Origin of the sequence: Stutzerimonas decontaminans (assembly GCF_000661915.1) — a bacterium.
GTDB lineage: Bacteria > Pseudomonadota > Gammaproteobacteria > Pseudomonadales > Pseudomonadaceae > Stutzerimonas > Stutzerimonas decontaminans.
On sequence record NZ_CP007509.1, the window covers coordinates 3,132,744 to 3,152,065 of the forward strand.

15 protein-coding genes and 1 pseudogene are annotated in these 19,322 nt (G+C 63.8%); 8 read left to right on the forward strand and 8 right to left on the reverse strand.

What is annotated here, in order from left to right; all coding sequences use genetic code 11:
* Positions 1–177: 177 nt before the first annotated feature.
* The 8 genes from UIB01_RS14315 to urtA all read right to left on the reverse strand — a co-directional run bounded on the left by UIB01_RS14315 (position 178) and on the right by urtA (position 8,247).
* Positions 178–1,218, reverse strand: a complete 1,041-nt coding sequence (locus tag UIB01_RS14315) for an aliphatic amidase (protein WP_038661806.1) — start codon at positions 1,216–1,218, stop codon at positions 178–180.
* A 102-nt stretch (positions 1,219–1,320) separates the two neighbouring features.
* Entirely contained in the window at positions 1,321–1,668 is a 348-nt protein-coding gene (locus UIB01_RS14320; protein ID WP_038661811.1) for an FmdB family zinc ribbon protein, read from the reverse strand.
* A gap of 78 nt (positions 1,669–1,746) precedes the next feature.
* Positions 1,747–2,976, reverse strand: coding sequence for a formamidase (gene fmdA / locus UIB01_RS14325; protein WP_038661814.1), 1,230 nt, complete (start codon positions 2,974–2,976; stop codon positions 1,747–1,749).
* Between the two features lie 295 nt (positions 2,977–3,271).
* Positions 3,272–3,961 (reverse strand): urea ABC transporter ATP-binding subunit UrtE, encoded by a 690-nt coding sequence (gene urtE / locus UIB01_RS14330; RefSeq protein WP_038661817.1) that lies wholly within the window; start codon positions 3,959–3,961, stop codon positions 3,272–3,274.
* 143 nt (positions 3,962–4,104) lie between these two features.
* Positions 4,105–4,857 (reverse strand): urea ABC transporter ATP-binding protein UrtD, encoded by a 753-nt coding sequence (gene urtD, locus UIB01_RS14335; protein WP_038661820.1) that lies wholly within the window; start codon positions 4,855–4,857, stop codon positions 4,105–4,107.
* A complete protein-coding gene (urtC, locus tag UIB01_RS14340) occupies positions 4,854–6,050 on the reverse strand; it encodes an urea ABC transporter permease subunit UrtC (RefSeq protein WP_038661823.1) in 1,197 nt (398 codons plus the stop codon). Before urtC ends, urtD begins: the two co-directional genes overlap by 4 nt.
* 46 nt (positions 6,051–6,096) lie before the next feature.
* Positions 6,097–7,014 (reverse strand): urea ABC transporter permease subunit UrtB, encoded by a 918-nt coding sequence (urtB, locus tag UIB01_RS14345; protein ID WP_038661826.1) that lies wholly within the window; start codon positions 7,012–7,014, stop codon positions 6,097–6,099.
* A gap of 63 nt (positions 7,015–7,077) precedes the next feature.
* Positions 7,078–8,247, reverse strand: coding sequence for an urea ABC transporter substrate-binding protein (gene urtA / locus UIB01_RS14350; protein ID WP_373278831.1), 1,170 nt, complete (start codon positions 8,245–8,247; stop codon positions 7,078–7,080).
* A gap of 415 nt (positions 8,248–8,662) precedes the next feature.
* Here urtA and UIB01_RS14355 point away from each other — a divergent pair, with 415 nt between their 5' ends.
* The 8 genes and pseudogenes from UIB01_RS14355 to UIB01_RS14390 all read left to right on the forward strand — a co-directional run bounded on the left by UIB01_RS14355 (position 8,663) and on the right by UIB01_RS14390 (position 19,316).
* Entirely contained in the window at positions 8,663–12,067 is a 3,405-nt protein-coding gene (locus UIB01_RS14355; protein WP_038661832.1) for an ATP-binding protein, read from the forward strand.
* Complete coding sequence (locus UIB01_RS14360; protein WP_038661834.1) at positions 12,054–12,713, forward strand: response regulator; 660 nt, start codon at positions 12,054–12,056, stop codon at positions 12,711–12,713. The genes UIB01_RS14355 and UIB01_RS14360 overlap by 14 nt, the downstream gene beginning before the upstream one ends.
* 133 nt (positions 12,714–12,846) lie before the next feature.
* On the forward strand, positions 12,847–13,080 hold the full coding sequence (locus tag UIB01_RS14365) for a hypothetical protein (protein WP_038661837.1): 234 nt from the start codon (positions 12,847–12,849) through the stop codon (positions 13,078–13,080).
* Positions 13,081–13,482: 402 nt separating this feature from the next.
* Complete coding sequence (locus UIB01_RS14370) at positions 13,483–15,021, forward strand: MBOAT family O-acyltransferase (RefSeq protein ID WP_038661841.1); 1,539 nt, start codon at positions 13,483–13,485, stop codon at positions 15,019–15,021.
* A gap of 20 nt (positions 15,022–15,041) precedes the next feature.
* Complete coding sequence (locus UIB01_RS14375; RefSeq protein ID WP_038661844.1) at positions 15,042–16,943, forward strand: HAD-IIIC family phosphatase; 1,902 nt, start codon at positions 15,042–15,044, stop codon at positions 16,941–16,943.
* Entirely contained in the window at positions 16,940–17,188 is a 249-nt protein-coding gene (locus tag UIB01_RS14380; protein ID WP_015277638.1) for an acyl carrier protein, read from the forward strand. Before UIB01_RS14375 ends, UIB01_RS14380 begins: the two co-directional genes overlap by 4 nt.
* A 3-nt stretch (positions 17,189–17,191) precedes the next feature.
* A complete protein-coding gene (locus UIB01_RS14385; RefSeq protein ID WP_038661847.1) occupies positions 17,192–18,256 on the forward strand; it encodes a hypothetical protein in 1,065 nt (354 codons plus the stop codon).
* A 77-nt stretch (positions 18,257–18,333) separates the two neighbouring features.
* Positions 18,334–19,316, forward strand: a pseudogene (locus tag UIB01_RS14390) (lipid A deacylase LpxR family protein).
* Positions 19,317–19,322: the final 6 nt, after the last annotated feature.

Genomic DNA, 19,322 nt, shown 5'->3' on the forward strand with positions numbered 1-19,322 from the left:
CCGCTATGATTGCTCTCCAAAGGGTAAATCCTGGATCGCAACGAAAGCGACAAGCCGCTCAAAGCCGGTACCGCATAGCCCCTCTCCGTCGGGGGAGAAGGCCGGGGTGAGGGGCGCTTGCCCGCAGTGGCAAGCAAACCCTTGGAGCACTTACCCGGCCAGGTGGAAGGCAACATTTCAACCCAGCGTCCGCTCCCGCCCCGCGTGCGGCAGTTCGTACACCGGGCAGTCGGCGACGCCGACAGTGGCGCGGGTCATGGCCTCGACGTTTTCCTGCGCCTTCTGCGCATCCAGCACCCAGGTGCGGTAGAACTCGAACGGACAGTCAGCCACACCCTTGTCGCCGTCACCGGAGTTGTAGACACCGGTGTAGCCACGGTGCAGGAGCTTAAACAGGTGGTTCTGCGACTGGTCGTTGGCACGGGCGTCACGGATTTGCGAGATGGACAGCTGGGCGTACTGGATACCCATTTCCTCCTCGCCGCACTCGCCCAGGGTGCGACCGTCGAAGCCGATGATCGCCGAGTGACCGAAGTAGCTGTAGACGCCGTCGAAGCCTGCAGCGTTGGCCACCGCTACATAGCAGTTGTTGGCCCAGGCCATGGTCTTGGACATCAGCACCTGCTGCTCCTTGGCCGGGTACATGTAGCCCTGGCAGCGCACGATCAGCTCGGCGCCCTTCATCGCACAGTCGCGCCAGATCTCCGGATAGTTGCCGTCGTCGCAGATGATCAGGCTGATCTTCATGCCTTTCGGGCCTTCCGAGACGTAGGTGCGATCACCCGGATACCAGCCCTCGATCGGGCACCAGGGGATGCACTTGCGGTACTTCTGCACGATCTCGCCCTGATCGTCGATCAGCACCAGCGTGTTGTAAGGCGCCTTGCCTGGGTCTTCGTTGCGCTCGCCGGTGAGCGAGAAGATGCCCCAGGTCCGCGCCTCGCGACAGGCAGCCGAGAAGATCGCGGTTTCCTCGCCGGGAATGGTGGTGGCGGTGTCCATCATCTCGCCGGGGTCGTACATGATCCCCATGGTGCTGTACTCGGGAAACACCACCAGGTCCATGCCCGGCAGACCGAGCTTCATACCCTTGATCATCTCGGCGATCTTGCGCGCGTTGTCGAGCACCTCCGCTCGGGTGTGCAGGCGCGGCATCTTGTAGTTGACGACGGCTACGCCGACGGTATCGGGACTGCTGGAAATATCACCGTGACGCATGGGTGCCTCCCCTTGATTATCGAGTCAGTGCTTCGTGGGAGCGGCTTTTGCCACATTGCTCCGGCGCTGCAGCCGAGGCCCTCCACGGGGTTAAGTGACGCCTCAGTGGCTGATCATCCACGGGCGATTCGATGGGCTGGCCTTGAGCGCATGGGGATTCGCCTTGGTGGGCACCACCGGCTTGCTTGGGCCGCAGCAGCTGCAGCCGGCCGGGTGGCGCTTGTTGGCGGCATACTCGGCGACTGTCTTCGGCGCGTGGCTGGCGCGCTCATTGGTCTCATGCGCCGCGCGGGTGCTGCCGGCCATGGTTGCCAGGCCGGGGGCGGTGCGAATCACTCGCGGGCTGGGCGTGCCACATGCCGGGCAATCACAGGGTTCGCTGCGCACACTCATCGGGCGCAGGGCGGTGAAATCACCGCAGGCGTCGCAGTCGTATTCATAGATCGGCATCGCATCATCCTCCGTGTCCCTCCATCCGAGCGGGCCAGGCCGCCGTCCAGAGCACCTGCCCCGCCCGGATGAACGAACTCATTTGTCGTAGGCGATCGGCAGGTCGATGCTGCCATCGAGGAACCGGGTCGGCCCGGACGCGTTCGGGTGGATGTCGAACTCGAAGATCTCGGTCGGCAGCCAGAGCGTGGCGCAGGCGTTGGGTATGTCCACCACACCGCTGATATGGCCCTGCACTGGCGCCGAACCGAGCAGCGAGTATCCCTGCGCCGGCGAGTAGCCGAATTTGGTCAGGTAGTTGATGGCGTTCAGACAGGCCTGCTTGTAGGCGATGTTGACGTCCAGGTAGTGCTGCTTGCCGCTCTCGTCTACCGAGATGCCTTCGAAGATCAGGTAATCCTTGTAGGTCGGCACGATGGGGCTGGGCTTGAAGATCGGGTTTTTGATGCCGTACTTGGCCATGCCGCCCTTGATCAGCTCGACCTTCATGTGCACCCAGCCGGCCATCTCGATGGCGCCGCAGAAGGTAATCTCGCCGTCACCCTGGCTGAAGTGCAGGTCGCCGACCGACAGCCCGGCGCCGTCGACATAGACCGGGAAGAAGATCTTCGAGCCGCGCGAAAGGTCCTTGATGTCGCAGTTGCCGCCATGCTCGCGAGGCGGCACGGTACGCGCGCCCTGGGCCGCGGCCCTGTCACGCGCCTCGCCGGTGAGCTTGCCCATGTGCGCGGTCGCAGCGAATGTCGGATTGGCCAGCGGCGGCACACGGTTGGGATTGGTGTCGATCAGGCCCTGCTCGCGCTCGTTCCAGGTCGCCAGCATCTTGTGGTCCGGCAGGCAGCCGATCAGCCCCGGGTGGATCTGCCCGGCGAAACGCACGCCCGGGATGTGCCTGGAGCTAGTGAACAGGCCCTGGAAATCCCAGATGGACTTCTGCGCATGTGGGAAGTGGTCGGTCAGGAAGCCGCCGCCGTTCTGCTGCGAGAAGAAGCCATTGAAGCCCCACAGCGAGTCCTGCTTGGCGCCGATGTCGAGCAGATCCACCACCAGCAGGTCGCCCGGCTCGGCACCCTCGACCCCGACCGGACCGGACAGGTAGTGCACGGTGGTCAGGTCGACGTCGCGCACGTCGGATGCATCATCGTCGTTCTTGATCGCGCCTGCGGTCCAGTCGTAGGTCTCGAGAATGAAGTCGTCACCCGGCTTGACCCAGCAGGCCATCGGAATGTCCGGATGCCAGCGGTTGTGGATCTGCTCGTTCTCGGTGGCAGGCTGATTCAAGTCGACCTTGATCAGGGTATCGGTCATGACGAAGCTCCTTTGCGTTGGAAGGACATCAGCGTTGCGCTGAACACGAAGCTAGTCTTTTCCGTCGCCAGCTTTTCCGAAATACGTTGGATGACGTATGCCCGGAGCCAGCAAATACGAGGCTTTCAGCTCTGTTTGGCAGGCAGGAGAAGGCCGGCGTGCAGGGAATGCACACCAGCCTGAGGATCAGGAAAAAGAGAAGAATTGCGTCGCCCCATCGCTCCGCGAAAGGCCCTTAGCGCGCGAACCAGCCTGCACGGTTCGCGCCCTAGGGCGCCCCACGGAATAAGCGCCCTTACACCGACAGGTAACGACTGATGGTCGCCTCGTCGGCATTGGCTGCGCTTTCCTCCAGCACGAAGCGGCCCTTCTCGATGACCAGAAAACGGTCGGCGATTTCCATGGTGAATGACAGCACCTGCTCAGAAACCACGATGGTCAGATCGCGAATCGAGCGGATCTCTTTCAGCGTGCGCGCGATGTCCTTGATGATCGACGGCTGGATGCCCTCGGTCGGCTCATCCAGCAGCAGCACCTTGGGATTGGTCGCCAGTGCCCGGGCGATCGCCAGCTGCTGTTGCTGGCCGCCGGACAGGTTGCCGCCCTTGCGCTTGCGCATGTCGTGCAGCACCGGGAACAGCGCGTAGAGATCATCCGGCACCTTGCCGCCGGCGGCTGCCGGCAGGCCGGTCTGGATGTTCTCCAGCACCGTCATGCTGGGAAAGATCATCCGCCCCTGAGGCACGTAGGCCACGCCGCTGGCAACCCGCTGATGGGTCTCCAGCCCGGCGACCTCCTGCCCATCCACCTGCACGCTGCCTGCGGTCTGCGGGACGATGCCCATCAGCGTCTTGAACAGCGTGGTCTTGCCCATGCCGTTGCGGCCCATGACCGCGACGATTTCCTGCTTTTCGACCTTGAGATTGAGGTCATGAAGGATCTGACTCTGGCCGTAGCCCGAAGCGAGGCTGCTGATCTGGAACATGCTGAACTCCTGTTTGTACCTGTCGGGTGCGACACGCGTGGACATGCCTGCGGCGATGTCCACCCTACGGCGCGCGGGCCAGCCGTCGGCGTAGCGTCGATAACCGCAAAGCGTTATCCACGCGTGCCAGGGCCCGCACCGCCTCAATGCCCCAGATAAACCTCGATGACCTTGGGATTGCTCTGCACCGCCTCCATGCTGCCCTCGGCCAGCACCTTGCCCTGGTGCAGCACGGTGACCTTGTGGGCGATGCTCTTGACGAACTCCATGTCGTGCTCGATCACCAGCACCGAGCGGCCCTGGCTGATGCGCTTGAGCAGCTCGGCGGTCTGTGCCCGCTCACTGACGCTCATACCGGCCACCGGCTCGTCGAGCATCAGCAACTCCGGGTCCTGCATCAGCAGCATGCCGATCTCCAGCCACTGTTTCTGGCCGTGGGAGAGCAGCCCGGCCTCGCTGTACAACTGCCCGGTCAGGCCGATTTCCGCCGCGATCTCCTCCACCCGGGCGACGACGTCGGCACTGCGCTTGAAGAACAGCGCGCCGAATACCTTGCGCCCGGCCGGATAGGACATTTCCAGGTTCTCGAACACGCTGAGGTTTTCGTAGATCGACGGGTTCTGGAACTTGCGCCCTACCCCGGCGCGAACGATGTCGAACTCCTTCATCTTGGTCAGCTCGCGCCCGTCGAACTGGATCGAGCCGCCGGTGGCGCGGGTCTTCCCGCAGATCAGGTCAAGCACCGTGGTCTTGCCGGCGCCGTTGGGGCCGATCACCACACGTACCTCGTTGCGGTCCAGATAGAGGTTCAGGTCATCGACAGCCTTGAAACCATCGAAGGAAACGGTCAGGCCCTCGATGGCCAGCACCGGTTTGGGCATCTGAAATCCACTCATGGCGTGCTCTCCAGTTGCTTGGCGGGAACCGCATCGATCGTCGCGCCGCCCGCCCCCGGCTGCTCTGCCGGCGGCTTGGGCTTCATCGATGGCTGGCGCCGATCCGGCAGCCGCAGACGCGCCAGCCAGGGGCGGGCATGGCTCTGCCAGAGGCCTGCCAGACCGTTGGGGAAATACATGACCACCGCGATGAACAGGCCGCCCATGAAGTACAGCCAGAGCTCGGGGAAGCTCTCGGAGAACACCGTCTTGCCGTAGTTGACCAGCAGCGCGCCGTACACCGCACCGAGCAGCGACATCCGCCCGCCCACGGCGGCGAAGATGACCATCTCGATCGACGGCACGATGCCGACGAAGCTCGGCGACATGAAGCCCACCTGCAGGGTGAACATCGCCCCGCCGATGGCCGAAAAGCTCGCCGCCACGCAGAACACGAAGATCTTGAAGCTGGCAACGTCGTAACCGGAGAAGCGCACCCGCTCTTCCTTGTCACGCATGGCCATCAGCAGGCGCCCGAGCTTCGAGGCGAGGATGAAGCGCCCGATCAGGATGCAGCCGATGAGCAGCGCCGCGTTGACGAAGTAGAGGATGGTCTTCGCCTCGTCAGTGCGAATGTCCCAGCCGAGCAGCGTCTTCAGGTCGGTGATGCCGTTTACCCCGCCGGTCAGGCCCTGCTGGCCGATGATCAGGATGGTCAGGATCGCCGCGATGGCCTGGGTGACGATGGAGAAGTACACGTCGCCCACCCGGCGCTTGAACATCGCCACACCGATGATCAACGCGAGAATCGCCGGCACCGCGACCACGGCAAGCAGGGTGAAGCCGAAGCTCTGGAAGGGCTGCCAGAACAACGGCAGCTCGGTGATCTGGTTCCAGTCCATGAAGTCCGGAATACCGGGCGTGGACTGGATCCTGGTGCTTTCCGGATCGGATGCCTCGAGCTTGAGGAACATCGCCATGCAGTAGCCGCCGAGGCCGAAGAAGATCCCCTGCCCCAGGCTGAGAATGCCGCCGTAGCCCCAGCAGAGCACCAGTCCCACGGCAACGAAGGCGTAGGTCAGGTACTTGCCCACCATGTTCAGGCGGAAGCTGTCGAGCAGCAGCGGAAACACCAGCAGGAGCAGCGCCGCGAGGATCAGCAGACCGATGCCGCCCTGCTTTCCGCCGAAGAATTTATCGAGTGTCGAGTTCATGCCTTGGCCCTCACATCGTTCGCCATTGCCACCAAAAAACTGTTCATCATTTGCGCACCTTGGCCGTGAACAATCCCTGCGGACGCAGCATGAGGATCAGGATCACCGCCGAAAGGGTCAGCACCTTGGCCATCGAGCCGCTGATGAAGAACTCGGCGATCGACTGCGTCTGGGCGATGGAGAACGCCGAAGCGATGGTGCCGAACAGGCTGGCCGCGCCGCCGAAGACCACCACCAGAAAGGTGTCGACGATGTACAGCGAACCGGAGGTCGGGCCCGTCGAACCGATGGTGGTGAACGCCGCGCCGGCGACCCCGGCCACGCCGCAGCCCAGGGCGAAGGTCATGCGGTCGACCTTCTTGGTGTTGATCCCCACCGAACGTGCCATCACCCGGTTCTGCACCGTGGCGCGCACCTGCAGGCCCCAGCGCGAGCGGTACATGAGGACGAAGATCGCCGTGGTGAGCAGCAGTGTCAGCGCCATCACGAACAGCCCGTTGAGCGGAATGTCGATGGTGTCAGTGGGCATCCAGGAACCCATCAGCCAGTCCGGCAGCGTGGCGCTGACCTCGCGCGCACCGAAGATCGAACGGAACGCCTGCTGCATCACCAGTGACAGGCCCCAGGTCGCCAGCAACGTGTCCAGCGGGCGGTGATAGAGCTTGCTGATCAGCGCCCATTCGGCCAGCCAGCCAAGCGCACCGGCGATCACGAATGACAGCGCGATGGCGACGAAGAAATAGTAGGGCTGCAGCTCAGGCACATACTTGAGCGTCAGCACCGAGACCAGATAGGTGGTGTAGGCACCCACGGTGAGGAACTCGCCATGGGCCATGTTGATCACGCCCATCTGACCAAAGATGATCGCCAGTCCCAGAGCCATCAGCAGCAGCACGCAGAACACCGACAAGCCGTTGAAACCCTGCATGGCCGCGATGGCACCAAACTCCGATAGCCATTCCATGATGATGTCTCCTGATGGCAAAAGAGAGCGCCGCGGGCCAGCCGGCACGCGGCGCAGAGAGGGTTACTGGTAGCCTTTCGGGAAGGGATTCGGCTCGATCAGGTCGGACTCGAAGACCACCTGGAACTGACCGTCGGCCTGCGCCTGGCCGATGCGCGTCTTGCTCCACAGGTGCTGGTTCTCATGCACCTTCACGTAGCCTTCCGGCGCGGTGTTCAGCTCCAGTCCGGCGGAGGCGGCAACCACCTTGTCGACGTCGAAGCTACCGGCCTTCTCGACTGCGGCCTTCCACAGCCAGGGGCCGAGATAGGCGGCCTGGGTGACGTCACCAATCACCGCGTCGCTGCCGTACTTGGCTTTGAACGCCTTGACGAATTCGACGTTGTTCGGGTTGTCCAGGCTCTGGAAGTACTTCATCGAGGCGTAGAAGCCGGCCATGTTCTCGCCGCCGATGCCGAGCAGTTCGTCCTCGGTGACCGAGAGGGTCAGCAGGGTCTGCTTGTCCGCGGTGATGCCGGCAGCCTTGAGCTGCTTGTAGAAGGCGACGTTGGAGCCGCCGACCACGGCAGCGAAGATCACGTCGGGCTTCTTCAGCTTGATCTTGTTGGTCAGCGAGCCGAACTGGGTGTTGCCCAGCGGGTAGTACTCCTCGCCCACCACCTTGCCGCCGAGCACGTTCTCGATGTGCTTGCGGGCGATCTTCATCGAGGTGCGCGGCCAGATGTAGTCCGAGCCGAGCAGGTAGAAGGTCTTGGCGCCCTTCTCCTTGGCGACCCAGTCGAGGCCGGCGAGGATCTGCTGGGTGGCCTCCTGGCCGGTGTAGACGACGTTCTTCGACTGCTCCAGGCCTTCATAGAAGGTCGGGTAGTAGAGCAGCCCGTTCTCCCGCTCGAAGATCGGCAACACCGCCTTGCGCGAGGCCGAGGTCCAGCAGCCGAACACTGCCGCGACCTTGTCGCGCTCCAGCAGCTTCTTGGCCTTTTCGGCGAAGGTCGGCCAGTCGGACGCGCCGTCTTCCTGCACCACCTTGATCTGCCGGCCAAGGATGCCGCCGGCCGCGTTGATCTGCTCGATAGCCAGGCGCTCGGCCTGAATAGAGCCGGTCTCGGAGATGGCCATGGTGCCCGTCGCCGAATGCAACTGCCCGACCACCACTTCCGTATCGGTGACCGCCAAGCCGGTGGTGTTGACCTCGGCGCTGGCGCTCGAGGCGAAGATGCTCATTGCCAGCATCGAGAGTGCCGCAGCCCCCTGCGCAAGCCGGCGGGGAAGGCGGCGTGACGAACCCGTCAGTTGTGAATCCATGATGATTGCTCCTGTCTCGGTGGGCCGTGCTTGGCTTGCCGCAACATTGCTGCTGCGGGCCGGCATCGGGTCGGGAGCAAGAATGGGCTCGGCTGTCTGGCCGGGGTATACGCAGGATGACGTAAGCGGGTACGTCATCTGACGTATCCGTAACAGGTGCACTGCTGGTGCATCCTTGCGCCGGTATGGAGCACGCCAGCAGCCGGCAACCCTTGCCCCTGCCGATCACGGCAGCGCTGCGCCGGCATACGTCCCGGTGCTCGCCGCGGGTCATCAGCAGTGCCGAACGGGGGCACGGAAGTTGCTCAAACCAGGGAAACTACAACCAGCCAGGGCCGCCAGCGTGCAGATCACAGGCACACAGCGCATCGTCAAGATTCGCCGCGACTACAACAGCTGGGTCGCCGACGAGACGCTGGAAGACTACGCCCTGCGTTTCACCCCCAAGTCGTTTCGCAAGTGGTCGGAATTCCGTATCGCCAACACCGCGCTCGGTGCGGTGTCGTTCCTGGCCCTGGAAGCCATCGGCGGCACGCTGGCGCTATCCTACGGTTTCACCAATACGCTCTGGGCGATCCTCGCGGTGGCGCTGGTAATCTTCCTCACCGGGTTGCCGATCAGTTACTACACGGCGCGCTACGGCGTGGACATGGACCTGCTGACCCGCGGCGCCGGCTTCGGCTACATCGGCTCGACCATCACCTCGCTGATCTACGCCAGCTTCACCTTCCTGTTCTTCGCCCTCGAAGCGGCGATCATGGCGCTGGCGCTGGAGCTGTATTTCGGCATCCCGCTGGCGCTCGCCTATGTGGTCTGCTCGATCATCATCGTGCCGCTGGTGACCTACGGCATTACCCTGATCAACCGCCTGCAGTTCTGGACGCAACCAGTCTGGCTGGTCCTGCTGTTGCTGCCCTACATCTTCGTCATCGCCAAGAACCCCGAGGCGCTGAGCGATCTGACCAGTTTCGCCGGCCGCGAAGGTGACGGGGGCTCGTTCAACCTGCTGTCCTTCGGCGCCGCCTGCACCGTGGCGCTGGCACTGATCACGCAGATCGGCGAGCAGGTCGACTACCTGCGCTTCCTGCCCGAGAAGACCCGGCAGAACCGCGTTCGCTGGTGGCTGGCGATGCTCGCCGCCGGCCCCGGCTGGATCATCCCCGGCGCACTGAAGATGCTCGCCGGCGCCTTTCTTGCCTTTCTCGCGCTGCAACACGAAATCCCGGTGGACAAGGCGGCCGAGCCGACGCAGATGTACCTGGTAGCGTTCAGCTACGTGTTCGCCTCGCCGGAATGGGCGCTGGCGGCAATGGTGCTGTTCGTCATCGTCTCGCAGGTGAAGATCAACGTGACCAACGCCTACGCCGGCTCCCTGGCCTGGTCGAACTTCTTCGCGCGCGTCACCCACAGCCATCCGGGGCGGGTGGTCTGGCTGGTATTCAACGTGTCTATCGCGCTGATGCTGATGGAGCTGGGCGTGTTCGAGGCCATCGAGCAGGTCCTCGGGCTGTACGCCAACGTGGCCATCGCCTGGATTGGCGCGCTGGTCGCGGACCTGGTGATCAACAAGCCGCTGGGCCTGTCGCCGCGGCAGATCGAATTCAAGCGCGCACACCTCTACGACATCAACCCGGTGGGCGTCGGCGCCATGATCATCGCCTCGCTGCTGGCGATCCTCGCCCACAGCGGCGTGCTCGGTGCATTGGCCCAGGCAGCCTCACCGATGATCGCGCTGGGCACCGCACTGGTCTGCGCACCGCTGATCGCCTGGCTCACCGGCGGGCGCTTCTATATCGCCCGTAAACGCCAGCCAGAGCTGCTCTACCCCTATACCGAGCGCGGCAAGATCGCCTGTGTGCTGTGCAGCAATGCCTTCGAGGAGCCGGACACCGCCTTCTGCCCCGCCTACGGTGCGCCGATCTGCTCGCTGTGCTGCTCGCTCGATGCCCGATGCGGCGACCTCTGCAAGCCGCACGCGCGGCTCTCGGCGCAGTGGGACAACTTCGTCCGCTGGGCCTTCCCGCAGGTGTCCATCCCGCGCCTGCACACCCGCCTGGCACATTACCTCGGTGTGCTCGGCCTGATCATCGGCCTGCTTTCGCTGGCGCTTTGGCTGATCTACAGCCAGGTCTCGCCGAGTGTCGTGGCCAGCTCGCAGGAGGCGGGAGAAACCCTCTACCAGGCGTTTCTCAAGGCCTTCCTGGTGCTCTCGTTGTTCGCCGGCATTCTCGCCTGGTGGGTGGTGCTGACTCGCGAAAGCCGCCACGTCGCCCAGCAGGAGTCGGATCGCCAGACCCACCTGCTGATGCAGGAAATCGAAGCCCACCGCAGGACCGACGAACAGCTGCAGAAGGCCAAGGAGGCGTCCGAGGCGGCCAATGCCGCCAAGAGCCGCTACGTGACCGGCCTGTCCCATGAGCTGCGCACGCCGCTCAACAGCATCCTTGGCTATGCGCAGATCCTTTTGCGCGACGGCGAGCTGCCTGCGCGACACAAGGAAGCGCTGGGCACCATCCATCGCAGCGGCGCTCACCTGCTCTCATTGATCGACGGCCTGCTCGACGTGGCCAGGATCGAGGCCGGAAAACTCAATCTGGAGCCCTCCGAGATCGCCTTTCCCGAATTTCTCCTGCAGGTACGCCAGATGATCGCGCCGCAGGCCGAGGAAAAGGGTCTGCGCTTCCACTTCGAAACCCAGGGCCGCATCCCGGCCGTCGTGCGCGGTGACGAGAAGCGCGTACGGCAGATTCTCATCAACCTGCTCGGTAATGCGGTGCGCTACACCGACGCCGGCAGCATCACCCTGCGCGCCAGCTACCTGCGTGAAACCGCGACCTTCGAGATCGCCGACACCGGTATCGGCATCGCCCCCGAACAGGTGGAGCGACTGTTCCAGCCGTTCGAGCGCGGCAATCCGTTGCGCCAGGACAGCGGTCTGGGCCTCGGGCTGACCATCACCCGCATGCTCACCGCCCTGATGGGCGGCGAGCTGTCGATGAAGAGCGAGCAAGGTCGCGGCAGCGTCTTCCAGCTGCGCCTGTTCCTCTCCGAAGTGCGCGTGCCGCAGGCGGTGGTCCATGTCGAACACGACATCATCGGCTATCTCGGCCCGCGCCGCCGCGTGCTGGTGGTCGACGACCACATCGAACACCGCAAGGTGTTGGCCGGCATGCTCGAGCCATTGGGCTTCGAGATACTCATGGCCAGCAACGGCCAGGAAGCGCTCAGCCAGGTCTCACTGCACAACCCTGACCTGATCCTGATGGACCTTTCCATGCCGCAGCTCGACGGCTGGCAGACCGCCAGGCTGATTCGCCGCTCGGTGGGTTCGGCGGCGCCGATCATCATCATTTCCGCCAATGCCTTCGTCGACGGCGCGAGCGTCGCCGCCGATTGCAGTGACTACCTGCCCAAGCCGGTGCACGCCCCGGTGCTGCTGGACAAGATTCGCCAGCAGCTGACGCTGGACTGGGTCAGACGCGATGCGGGCGCTACCGCTTCGGTGGCCGCCGCTCTGCCATTCGATGCCCTGCACGCGCTGCAGCAGCAGGCTTCGCTCGGATATGTGCGTGGCGTGCTGGAGCTGCTCGACCAGCTCGAACGCGACCTGCCGGCCGCCGCTGCGCAACTCCAGGAGCTGCGCCAGCTGGCCAGACGCTTCCAGCTAAACGAACTGGGCCAGCGCCTGGATCAGGCAATAACCAACGACACTCAGGCGACCATGGAGAATACCCATGCATCCAGCTGATCATCCGCAAAACCAAGGCATCGTGATGATCGTCGATGACGTGCCCGACAACCTCGCCCTGCTCTCCGGCGCGCTCGACCAGGCCGGCTACATGGTGCTGGTGGCGCTGGATGGCCTCAGCGCATTGGAGCGCATGCAGCGGCTGAAGCCGGACATCGTTCTGCTCGACGCCATGATGCCCGGGCTCGACGGCTTCGATACCTGCCGCCGGATCAAGGCACAGGTCGAACTGGAGGACGTGCCGGTGCTGTTCATGACTGCCCTGACCGAAAGCGAGCACGTGCTCGCCGGCTTCGAGGCGGGCGGCATCGACTACGTGACCAAGCCGATCCACCCGGAGCAGGTGCTGGCCCGCGTCGCCGCACATCTGCGCACCGCGCGCACGCTGCAGAGCGCACGCCAAGCCAAGACGCCAGCGGATGAACGGCAGATCCAGGCCACGCTGACCGAACGGTTTCAGCTGACCGGGCGTGAAGTCGAGGTACTGCAATGGGTGTCCCGCGGCAAGACCAACCGCGATATCGGCGACATCCTCGGACTCAGTCCGCGCACGGTGAACAAGCATCTGGAACACGTCTACGTGAAGCTCGGCGTGGAAACCCGCACAGCCGCCGCTGCCATCGCCATGTCTGCCGGCGCTCGCTGATCGGGCGAAACGACGCCGGCAGCCCGGGAACGTTTTCAATGTGCGTCCTGTCACATAAAGGCAGATTGGCATCAGCCCATTCCGGGATGATTCGCTCGACGAGCGTGGGCCATTACCCGCAGAGGACGACAGGATGTTTTCCAGCTATCTCTATGAAGCCGCACTCATCTATGGCCTGGTCTTCACTTCGGTGGGGTTCGTGCTGGGCATGTTCTACAACAACCGCAAGGTCTTCCAACTGGAAGAAAAGGTGCAGCGTCTCAAGCGCACCGTGCGGCATCTGCAGCGCAAGGTCGAGCCATCCGCCACGTCGCCGCAAGGCATTCAGCGTGGGCGCAGCAGCGCAGGGTTGAGCAGCGTCCGCTGATTCGATCAGTGAAGAGATTCGACGGTTGGCTGAGCGCCGGCACGACTGTCTGCGCCTGTATTTTTGTGCCATGAAGCAAGCCACGGAACCTTTCGCGACAGATGGAAACATGCTGCGAGCCGCGGCTGGCGGGGCCTTTGTGATCTGCGACAACAAAGCGCTAAGCGGCGCAACAAATCCTGAAACTTTTTCTTACACCTTCACGTCCGAGCCATAGGAGCTCAGGGGAAGCCGGCCAAGGGGGCCGTAACCCGAGCGAGCAACCACTGATGGACCGAGGATGTCGCGACGCCGCCCAGGATGGATTGTCGGTGGCGTGGCGCTAGGACTTAATGGATGACTCGCCCCGCCTTGCCGGCGGCCTGAGCAGCGATGCACGTACGCTGAGCAGGGATAGGGAAGATGCTTTTCAATTCAGTGGAATTCATCGCCGGCTTTCTTCCGGTGGTGTTGATCGGATTCTTCGTGCTGACCGGATCGGGCCGACAGCGGCTCGCGGTGATCTGGCTGACCGTCGTCTCGTTGGTGTTCTACGGCTGGTGGAACCCCGTTTATGTACCGCTGCTGGTCGGCAGCATGCTGGTCAACTATCTGCTCGGTGGCTACCTGCGCCGACACCCCTCACGCCTGGCCCTTGGGCTGGCAGTCGCAGCCAACGTGTTGCTGCTGGTCTACTACAAGTACACCGGTTTCCTGCTCGGCACCCTCGACGCTGCGCTGGATCTCGGCTGCCGGGTGGAAGACATCATCCTGCCGCTGGCGATCTCCTTCTTCACCTTCCAGCAGATCGCCTATCTGGTCGATGCCCATGATGGCGTGGTGGAAGAACACGATTTCGCCAACTACTGCCTGTTCATCAGCTTCTTTCCGCAGCTGATCGCCGGGCCGATCACTCACCATGGCGAGATGCTCGCCCAGTTCAACAACCGCAAGACCTTCCGCGCACGCGTCGACAACCTGTCGCTGGGCGCCACGGTGTTCCTGCTCGGGCTGTTTAAAAAGGTGGTGATCGCCGACACCCTGGCGCTGAAGGCCACACCGGTGTTCAGCCTGGCGGCAGAGGGCAAGATTCCGGCGTTCTACGATGCCTGGACCGGCGCGCTGACCTACACGCTGCAGATCTACTTCGACTTCTCCGGCTACAGCGACATGGCCATCGGCCTGGCGCTGCTGTTCGGCATCAGCCTGCCGGCCAACTTCAACAGCCCGTTCAAGGCGCGCAACGTCATCGACTACTGGTCGCGCTGGCACATGACGCTGACGCGCTTTCTCACCGCCTACATCTACAACCCCATCGTGCTGCGCGTGACCCGTGCCCGTATGGCTGCCGGCAAGCCGCAGCCGCGACGCGGCAAGATGACCGTCGGTACTTTCTTTGCCCTCGTCGCCTACCCGACAGTATTCACCATGTTCATCTCCGGCATCTGGCACGGTGCCGGCTGGCAATTCGTGGTGTTCGGCCTGCTGCATGGCTTCTACCTAGTGGTGGCCCACGGCTGGCGCGCCTGGAAGGTCCGCCAGGGTTGGAAGCTGGACAGTGAGGTCTGGTGGCACAAGGTACTGGCCGTACTGCTGACCTTTCAGTGCGTGGTGGTGGCGATGGTGTTCTTCCGCGCCGCCGACGTGCCGGCCGCGCTGGCGGTCCTCCAAGGCATGCTCGGTTTGAGCCCGGACAGTGTGCACATGGACCGCTCGGACTTCGCCTATATCGCCGCGCTGCTGGCGTTCGTCTGGGGCATGCCGAACGTGCAGCAATGGATGGGCCACTTCCGCACCGCATTGAACTTCCAGCCCCACCAACACTGGACCGAACGGCTGCTGCCGATCAGCGCCTGGCGGCCGACGGCGATCCACGGCATGGCGATTGGCGTGCTCGGTTTCTTCGCCTTGGCGATCGCCTTTTCCATGGCGCCGACCGAATTTCTCTACTTCCAGTTCTGACCACGACAAGGAGTCCCGGCATGCAACAACTTCACTGGCTGCCGGCGCACGCGGATCTATCCGCCGCGATCGGCCAAGCCAAGCGTATCGACGATCCGTTGCAACGGCTGCACGAAGCCGCCCGGCTGGCGACCTTTCAACGGGATTTCACCCTTACCGCACGGCTGGACAAGCTGGCCGCCACCGGAATCGAACAGGATGCTGCGGCGGCACGACTGACGCCGCTGCGGGTGGCGTTGCTGTCCTCGCATACGGTCGATCACCTGCTGCCGGCCATCCGCGTGGCCGGATTGCAACGGCGGCTGGCGCTGTCGCTGCACGTCGCGCCTTACGGCATGTACCGCCAAGCGCTGCTGGCCGACGATCCCGAACTGAACGCCTTCGCCCCGCAACTGGTGCTGCTGGCGCTGGACGCCCATGACGCACCGCTGCAACTGCCCTTGCAGGCAGGCCAGGCGGAGGTGGATGCCGCCGTGGCGGAACGCGTCGAAGAACTGCGCCTGCTCTGGCGTCGGGCCCGCGAGCGATATGCCGCGCAGGTGGTGCAGCAGACGCTGGTGCCGGTCAGCCCGCACCTGTTCGGCTCTTACGAAGCACTGGTGCCGGCTTCGCCGCGGGCAGTCATCGAACGCTTGAATGCGGCCATCCGCGCTGCCGCCCGCGAGGATGGCGTACTGCTGCTGGACCTGGCCTGGCACGCAGCCGCTTATGGCGGCGGCTTGGGCGAGCCGGTGCGCTGGCACCAGGCCAAGCAGCTGGTCAGCCCGAACCTGGCACCGCTTTATGGCGAGCATCTGGCACGCATCGCAGCCGCCACCGCCGGCTTGTCGCGCAAATGCCTGGTACTCGATCTGGACAACACCCTCTGGGGCGGCGTGATCGGCGATGACGGCATCGACGGCATCCACCTCGGCCAGGGCAACCCCAGCGGCGAGGCGTTTCTCGCCTTCCAGCGTTATGCCGCGCAACTGGCGCGCCGCGGGGTGATTCTGGCGGTGTGCAGCAAGAATGACCTGCACGTTGCCGAAGCCGCATTCGCGCACCCGGAGATGGCGCTCAAGCGCAGCGATATCGCGGCCTTCGTCGCCAACTGGGAAGACAAGGCCGGCAACCTGCGGCGTATCGCGAGCATGCTCGATATCGGCCTAGATAGCCTGGTATTCGTCGACGACAACCCCGCCGAGCGCGACATCGTGCGCCGCGAGCTGCCGGAAGTCGCCGTACCGGAGCTGCCCGACGATGTCGCCGACTACCCTGCACGCATCGCCGCGGCGGGCTATTTCGAAGCCGTGTCCTTTACCTCCGATGACGCCGAGCGTGGTCGCAGCTATGCGCTGAATGCCGAACGCAAGGCCGCGCTGAACCAGGCCACGGACATGGAAGGCTACCTGCGCGGTTTGCAGATGGTCCTGCGCGTCAGCCGCATCGGTGCGGCCGAGCTGGCCCGCGCCACTCAGCTGATCAACAAGACCAACCAGTTCAACCTCACCACCCGCCGCTACACCGAAGCCGAAGTCGAGCGCATGGCCAGCGATCCGCGAACCATCGCGCTGGCGCTGCGGCTGGAAGACAAGTTCGGCGACAACGGCCTGATCAGCGTGGTACTGGTCCGTCCCGATGACGCACTGCAAGCCGATGAGCTGCTGATCGACAGCTGGCTGATGAGCTGCCGCGTGCTGGGCCGCCAGGTCGAGTCGGCGGTGCTGGAAGTGCTGGCCGATTCGGCAGCGGCTGCCGGCTGGGGCGCACTGGTCGGCGAATACCGCCCCACCGAACGTAACGGCATGGTTGCCGAGCACTACCCGCGGCTGGGCTTCGAGCAGTGCCCTGCCCCTGCCGGGGCCTGCCCCGATGCGAGTTTCTGGCGCTACGAGCTGGCCTCGCGCGCTCCCATCCACCACCACATCCAGGTGCAAGCATGAACGAAAAGGAAATTCTCCAGGCGCTGACCCAGGTCTTCCACGACGTGTTCGACGATGACGACATCGTCCTCACGCCCGAAACCACCGCCGACGACATCGATGGCTGGGACAGCCAGACCCATGTATTGCTCATCGTCGCCGCCGAGCAACGCTTCGGCATCAAGTTCCGCACCGCCGAATTGGAGTCGCTGAAGAACGTGGGCCATTTCGCCCAGCTGATCCAGACCAAACTCGGAGGTCGCTAAGTCATGAACGGATCCGTCGACACATGCCCGGCCAGCGCTGCCGGTCGGGCCGAGGCATACCAGCGGCGGGTGCGTGGCGGCTACTTGCTGGGCATGTTCGCCGGGCTGTTCGGGATGCTCGGCGGCTTTGCCGCCCTGCTCGCCTGGCTCAACCACACCGACAACCTGCCGCCACCGGCTTTCTCCAACAGCCTGTGCGTGGATGAAAAGCTGCACTTTCTGCGGCACAACCCGATCAACCAGCCAAATCTACTGGTCATCGGCTCTTCGGTCGCCTGGCGCCACGTCGATGGTGATGTGCTGATTGAACAGGCGCCGGGTGTGCGGCCGCTCAACGGTGCGTTCTGCGGCCTGCACGCAAATCAGTCGACCTACGTCGCCAACTGGCTACTGGACCGCGAACCGACCGTACGCCAGGTGGTGATGATCGTCGATCCGCTGGATTTTGCCGGCTGCTGGAAAGTGCCGGATGACGTGTTCAACCGCGAGCACGCGGACCAGTACGTCTATCAGCGGACCTCGCGCTGGGGCTACTACATGCGCTACTTCTCGCCGCGCTCGCTGCTGCGCAATGCCAAGACGGTCAAGGCGCAGCGGGCCAACGAGATCGAATGGGACCCGTTGGTGTTCACTCGTCACGGCGACGGGCCGCTGGAACCGCATGGCGACCGCGGCCTGTTCTACGACAAGCCGGACCCGCTGGACGGCAGCTGCTTCGCCGCGCTCGGCAAGCTGTCGAAACGGCTGCAACAGGAGCAGCGCCAACTGCTGGTGGTCTCCACCCCGCTGCATCCACAGTGGAAGGCCAAGGTCGATGCCGACGGCAGCTTTCTTGCCCGTTTCGACGCCAAGCTAAGCGCCGCAATCGCCGGGAATGCCGGGGCGCACTATTGGAATGCCGATCGGGAATGGGTGGCTCCACGTGACGCCTTTGTCGATGCCATCCACCTGCGCTGGTCGGTGGTGCACGGCTTTTCCGAGGCCTTGGCCGAGCAGCTGCGCGAAACGGAGCATGCGCGGCTTGGCGAATCGGTGCTGGCAGGTAGCAGAGGGTTCGGCGCCCCTTGAGCTACGAGCGAACCGCCACGAACAGAGAAGGTCCGAGAAGGAACATACAAACAAGAACGTAAGCCAGGAGTCCGATCATGCGTTCTCGATCCTTGCTGTGCTCGTACCTACTCGCCACATCCTTCGCCACGCCAGCCTTAAGTCAGGCCGACATCCTTTCCGTCAAGTTGGAGAACGACATCATCGCCAGGGGCAGCGATGGTCATTACAGCAATGGACTGGAAGTGATCTGGGGCTTCGCGCCGGAGCAGCAGAGCTGGATGCGGCGCTTCGCCGATCTGCTGCCTGGCTGGTCGGGCGCCGCCGTCGACAACGTGGCGTACCGTTTCGGCCATCAGATCTACACACCGGAAGAAATCGAAACCCGCAACCTGATCGACGATGACCGTCCCTATGCCGGCCTGCTGTTCGCCGGCATGTCGATGTTCTCCGATACCCAGCATGACGGCTGGCGCGCAGCCCAGAGCTTGCACCTGGATGCAGGCATTGTCGGCCCGGCTGCCGGTGGTAAAAGCTTGCAGCGTGCGGTGCACAAGATCACCAACAGCGACGAGCCCAACGGTTGGGACAACCAACTGAAGAACGAGCCCTTCCTCAACCTGGGCTATCAGCACCGCTGGTGGCTGCAGGAGCGCTTCGCCGGGCTGGAGCTGGAATACGGTCCGAGCCTGGGCTTCGCCCTCGGCAATCTCTACAGCTACGGCTCCGCCGGGCTGGGCCTGCGCCTGGGGCAGAACCTGCAGCGCAGCTTCAGCATCCCGGCGGTGACGCCGGCACAAAGCGGTAGCCAGTTCTTCCGCCCCGGTGGCGATTTCGCCTGGTATGGCTTTGCCAACCTCGAAGGCCGCTACATGGCGCAAAACATGCTGCTCGACGGCAACACTTTTAAGGACAGCCATTCGGTCGACCGCCGCGAGTGGTCGGCGACGCCAAGCTCGGCGTGGCACTGACCTGGAGCCGCTGGCAGCTAGCGTTCGCCAATGTATGGCGCACCCGCGAATTCCAGGGTCAGCAGGAACACGATCAGTTCGGCTCGATCACCTTGTCTACTGCGTTCTGATGCTGC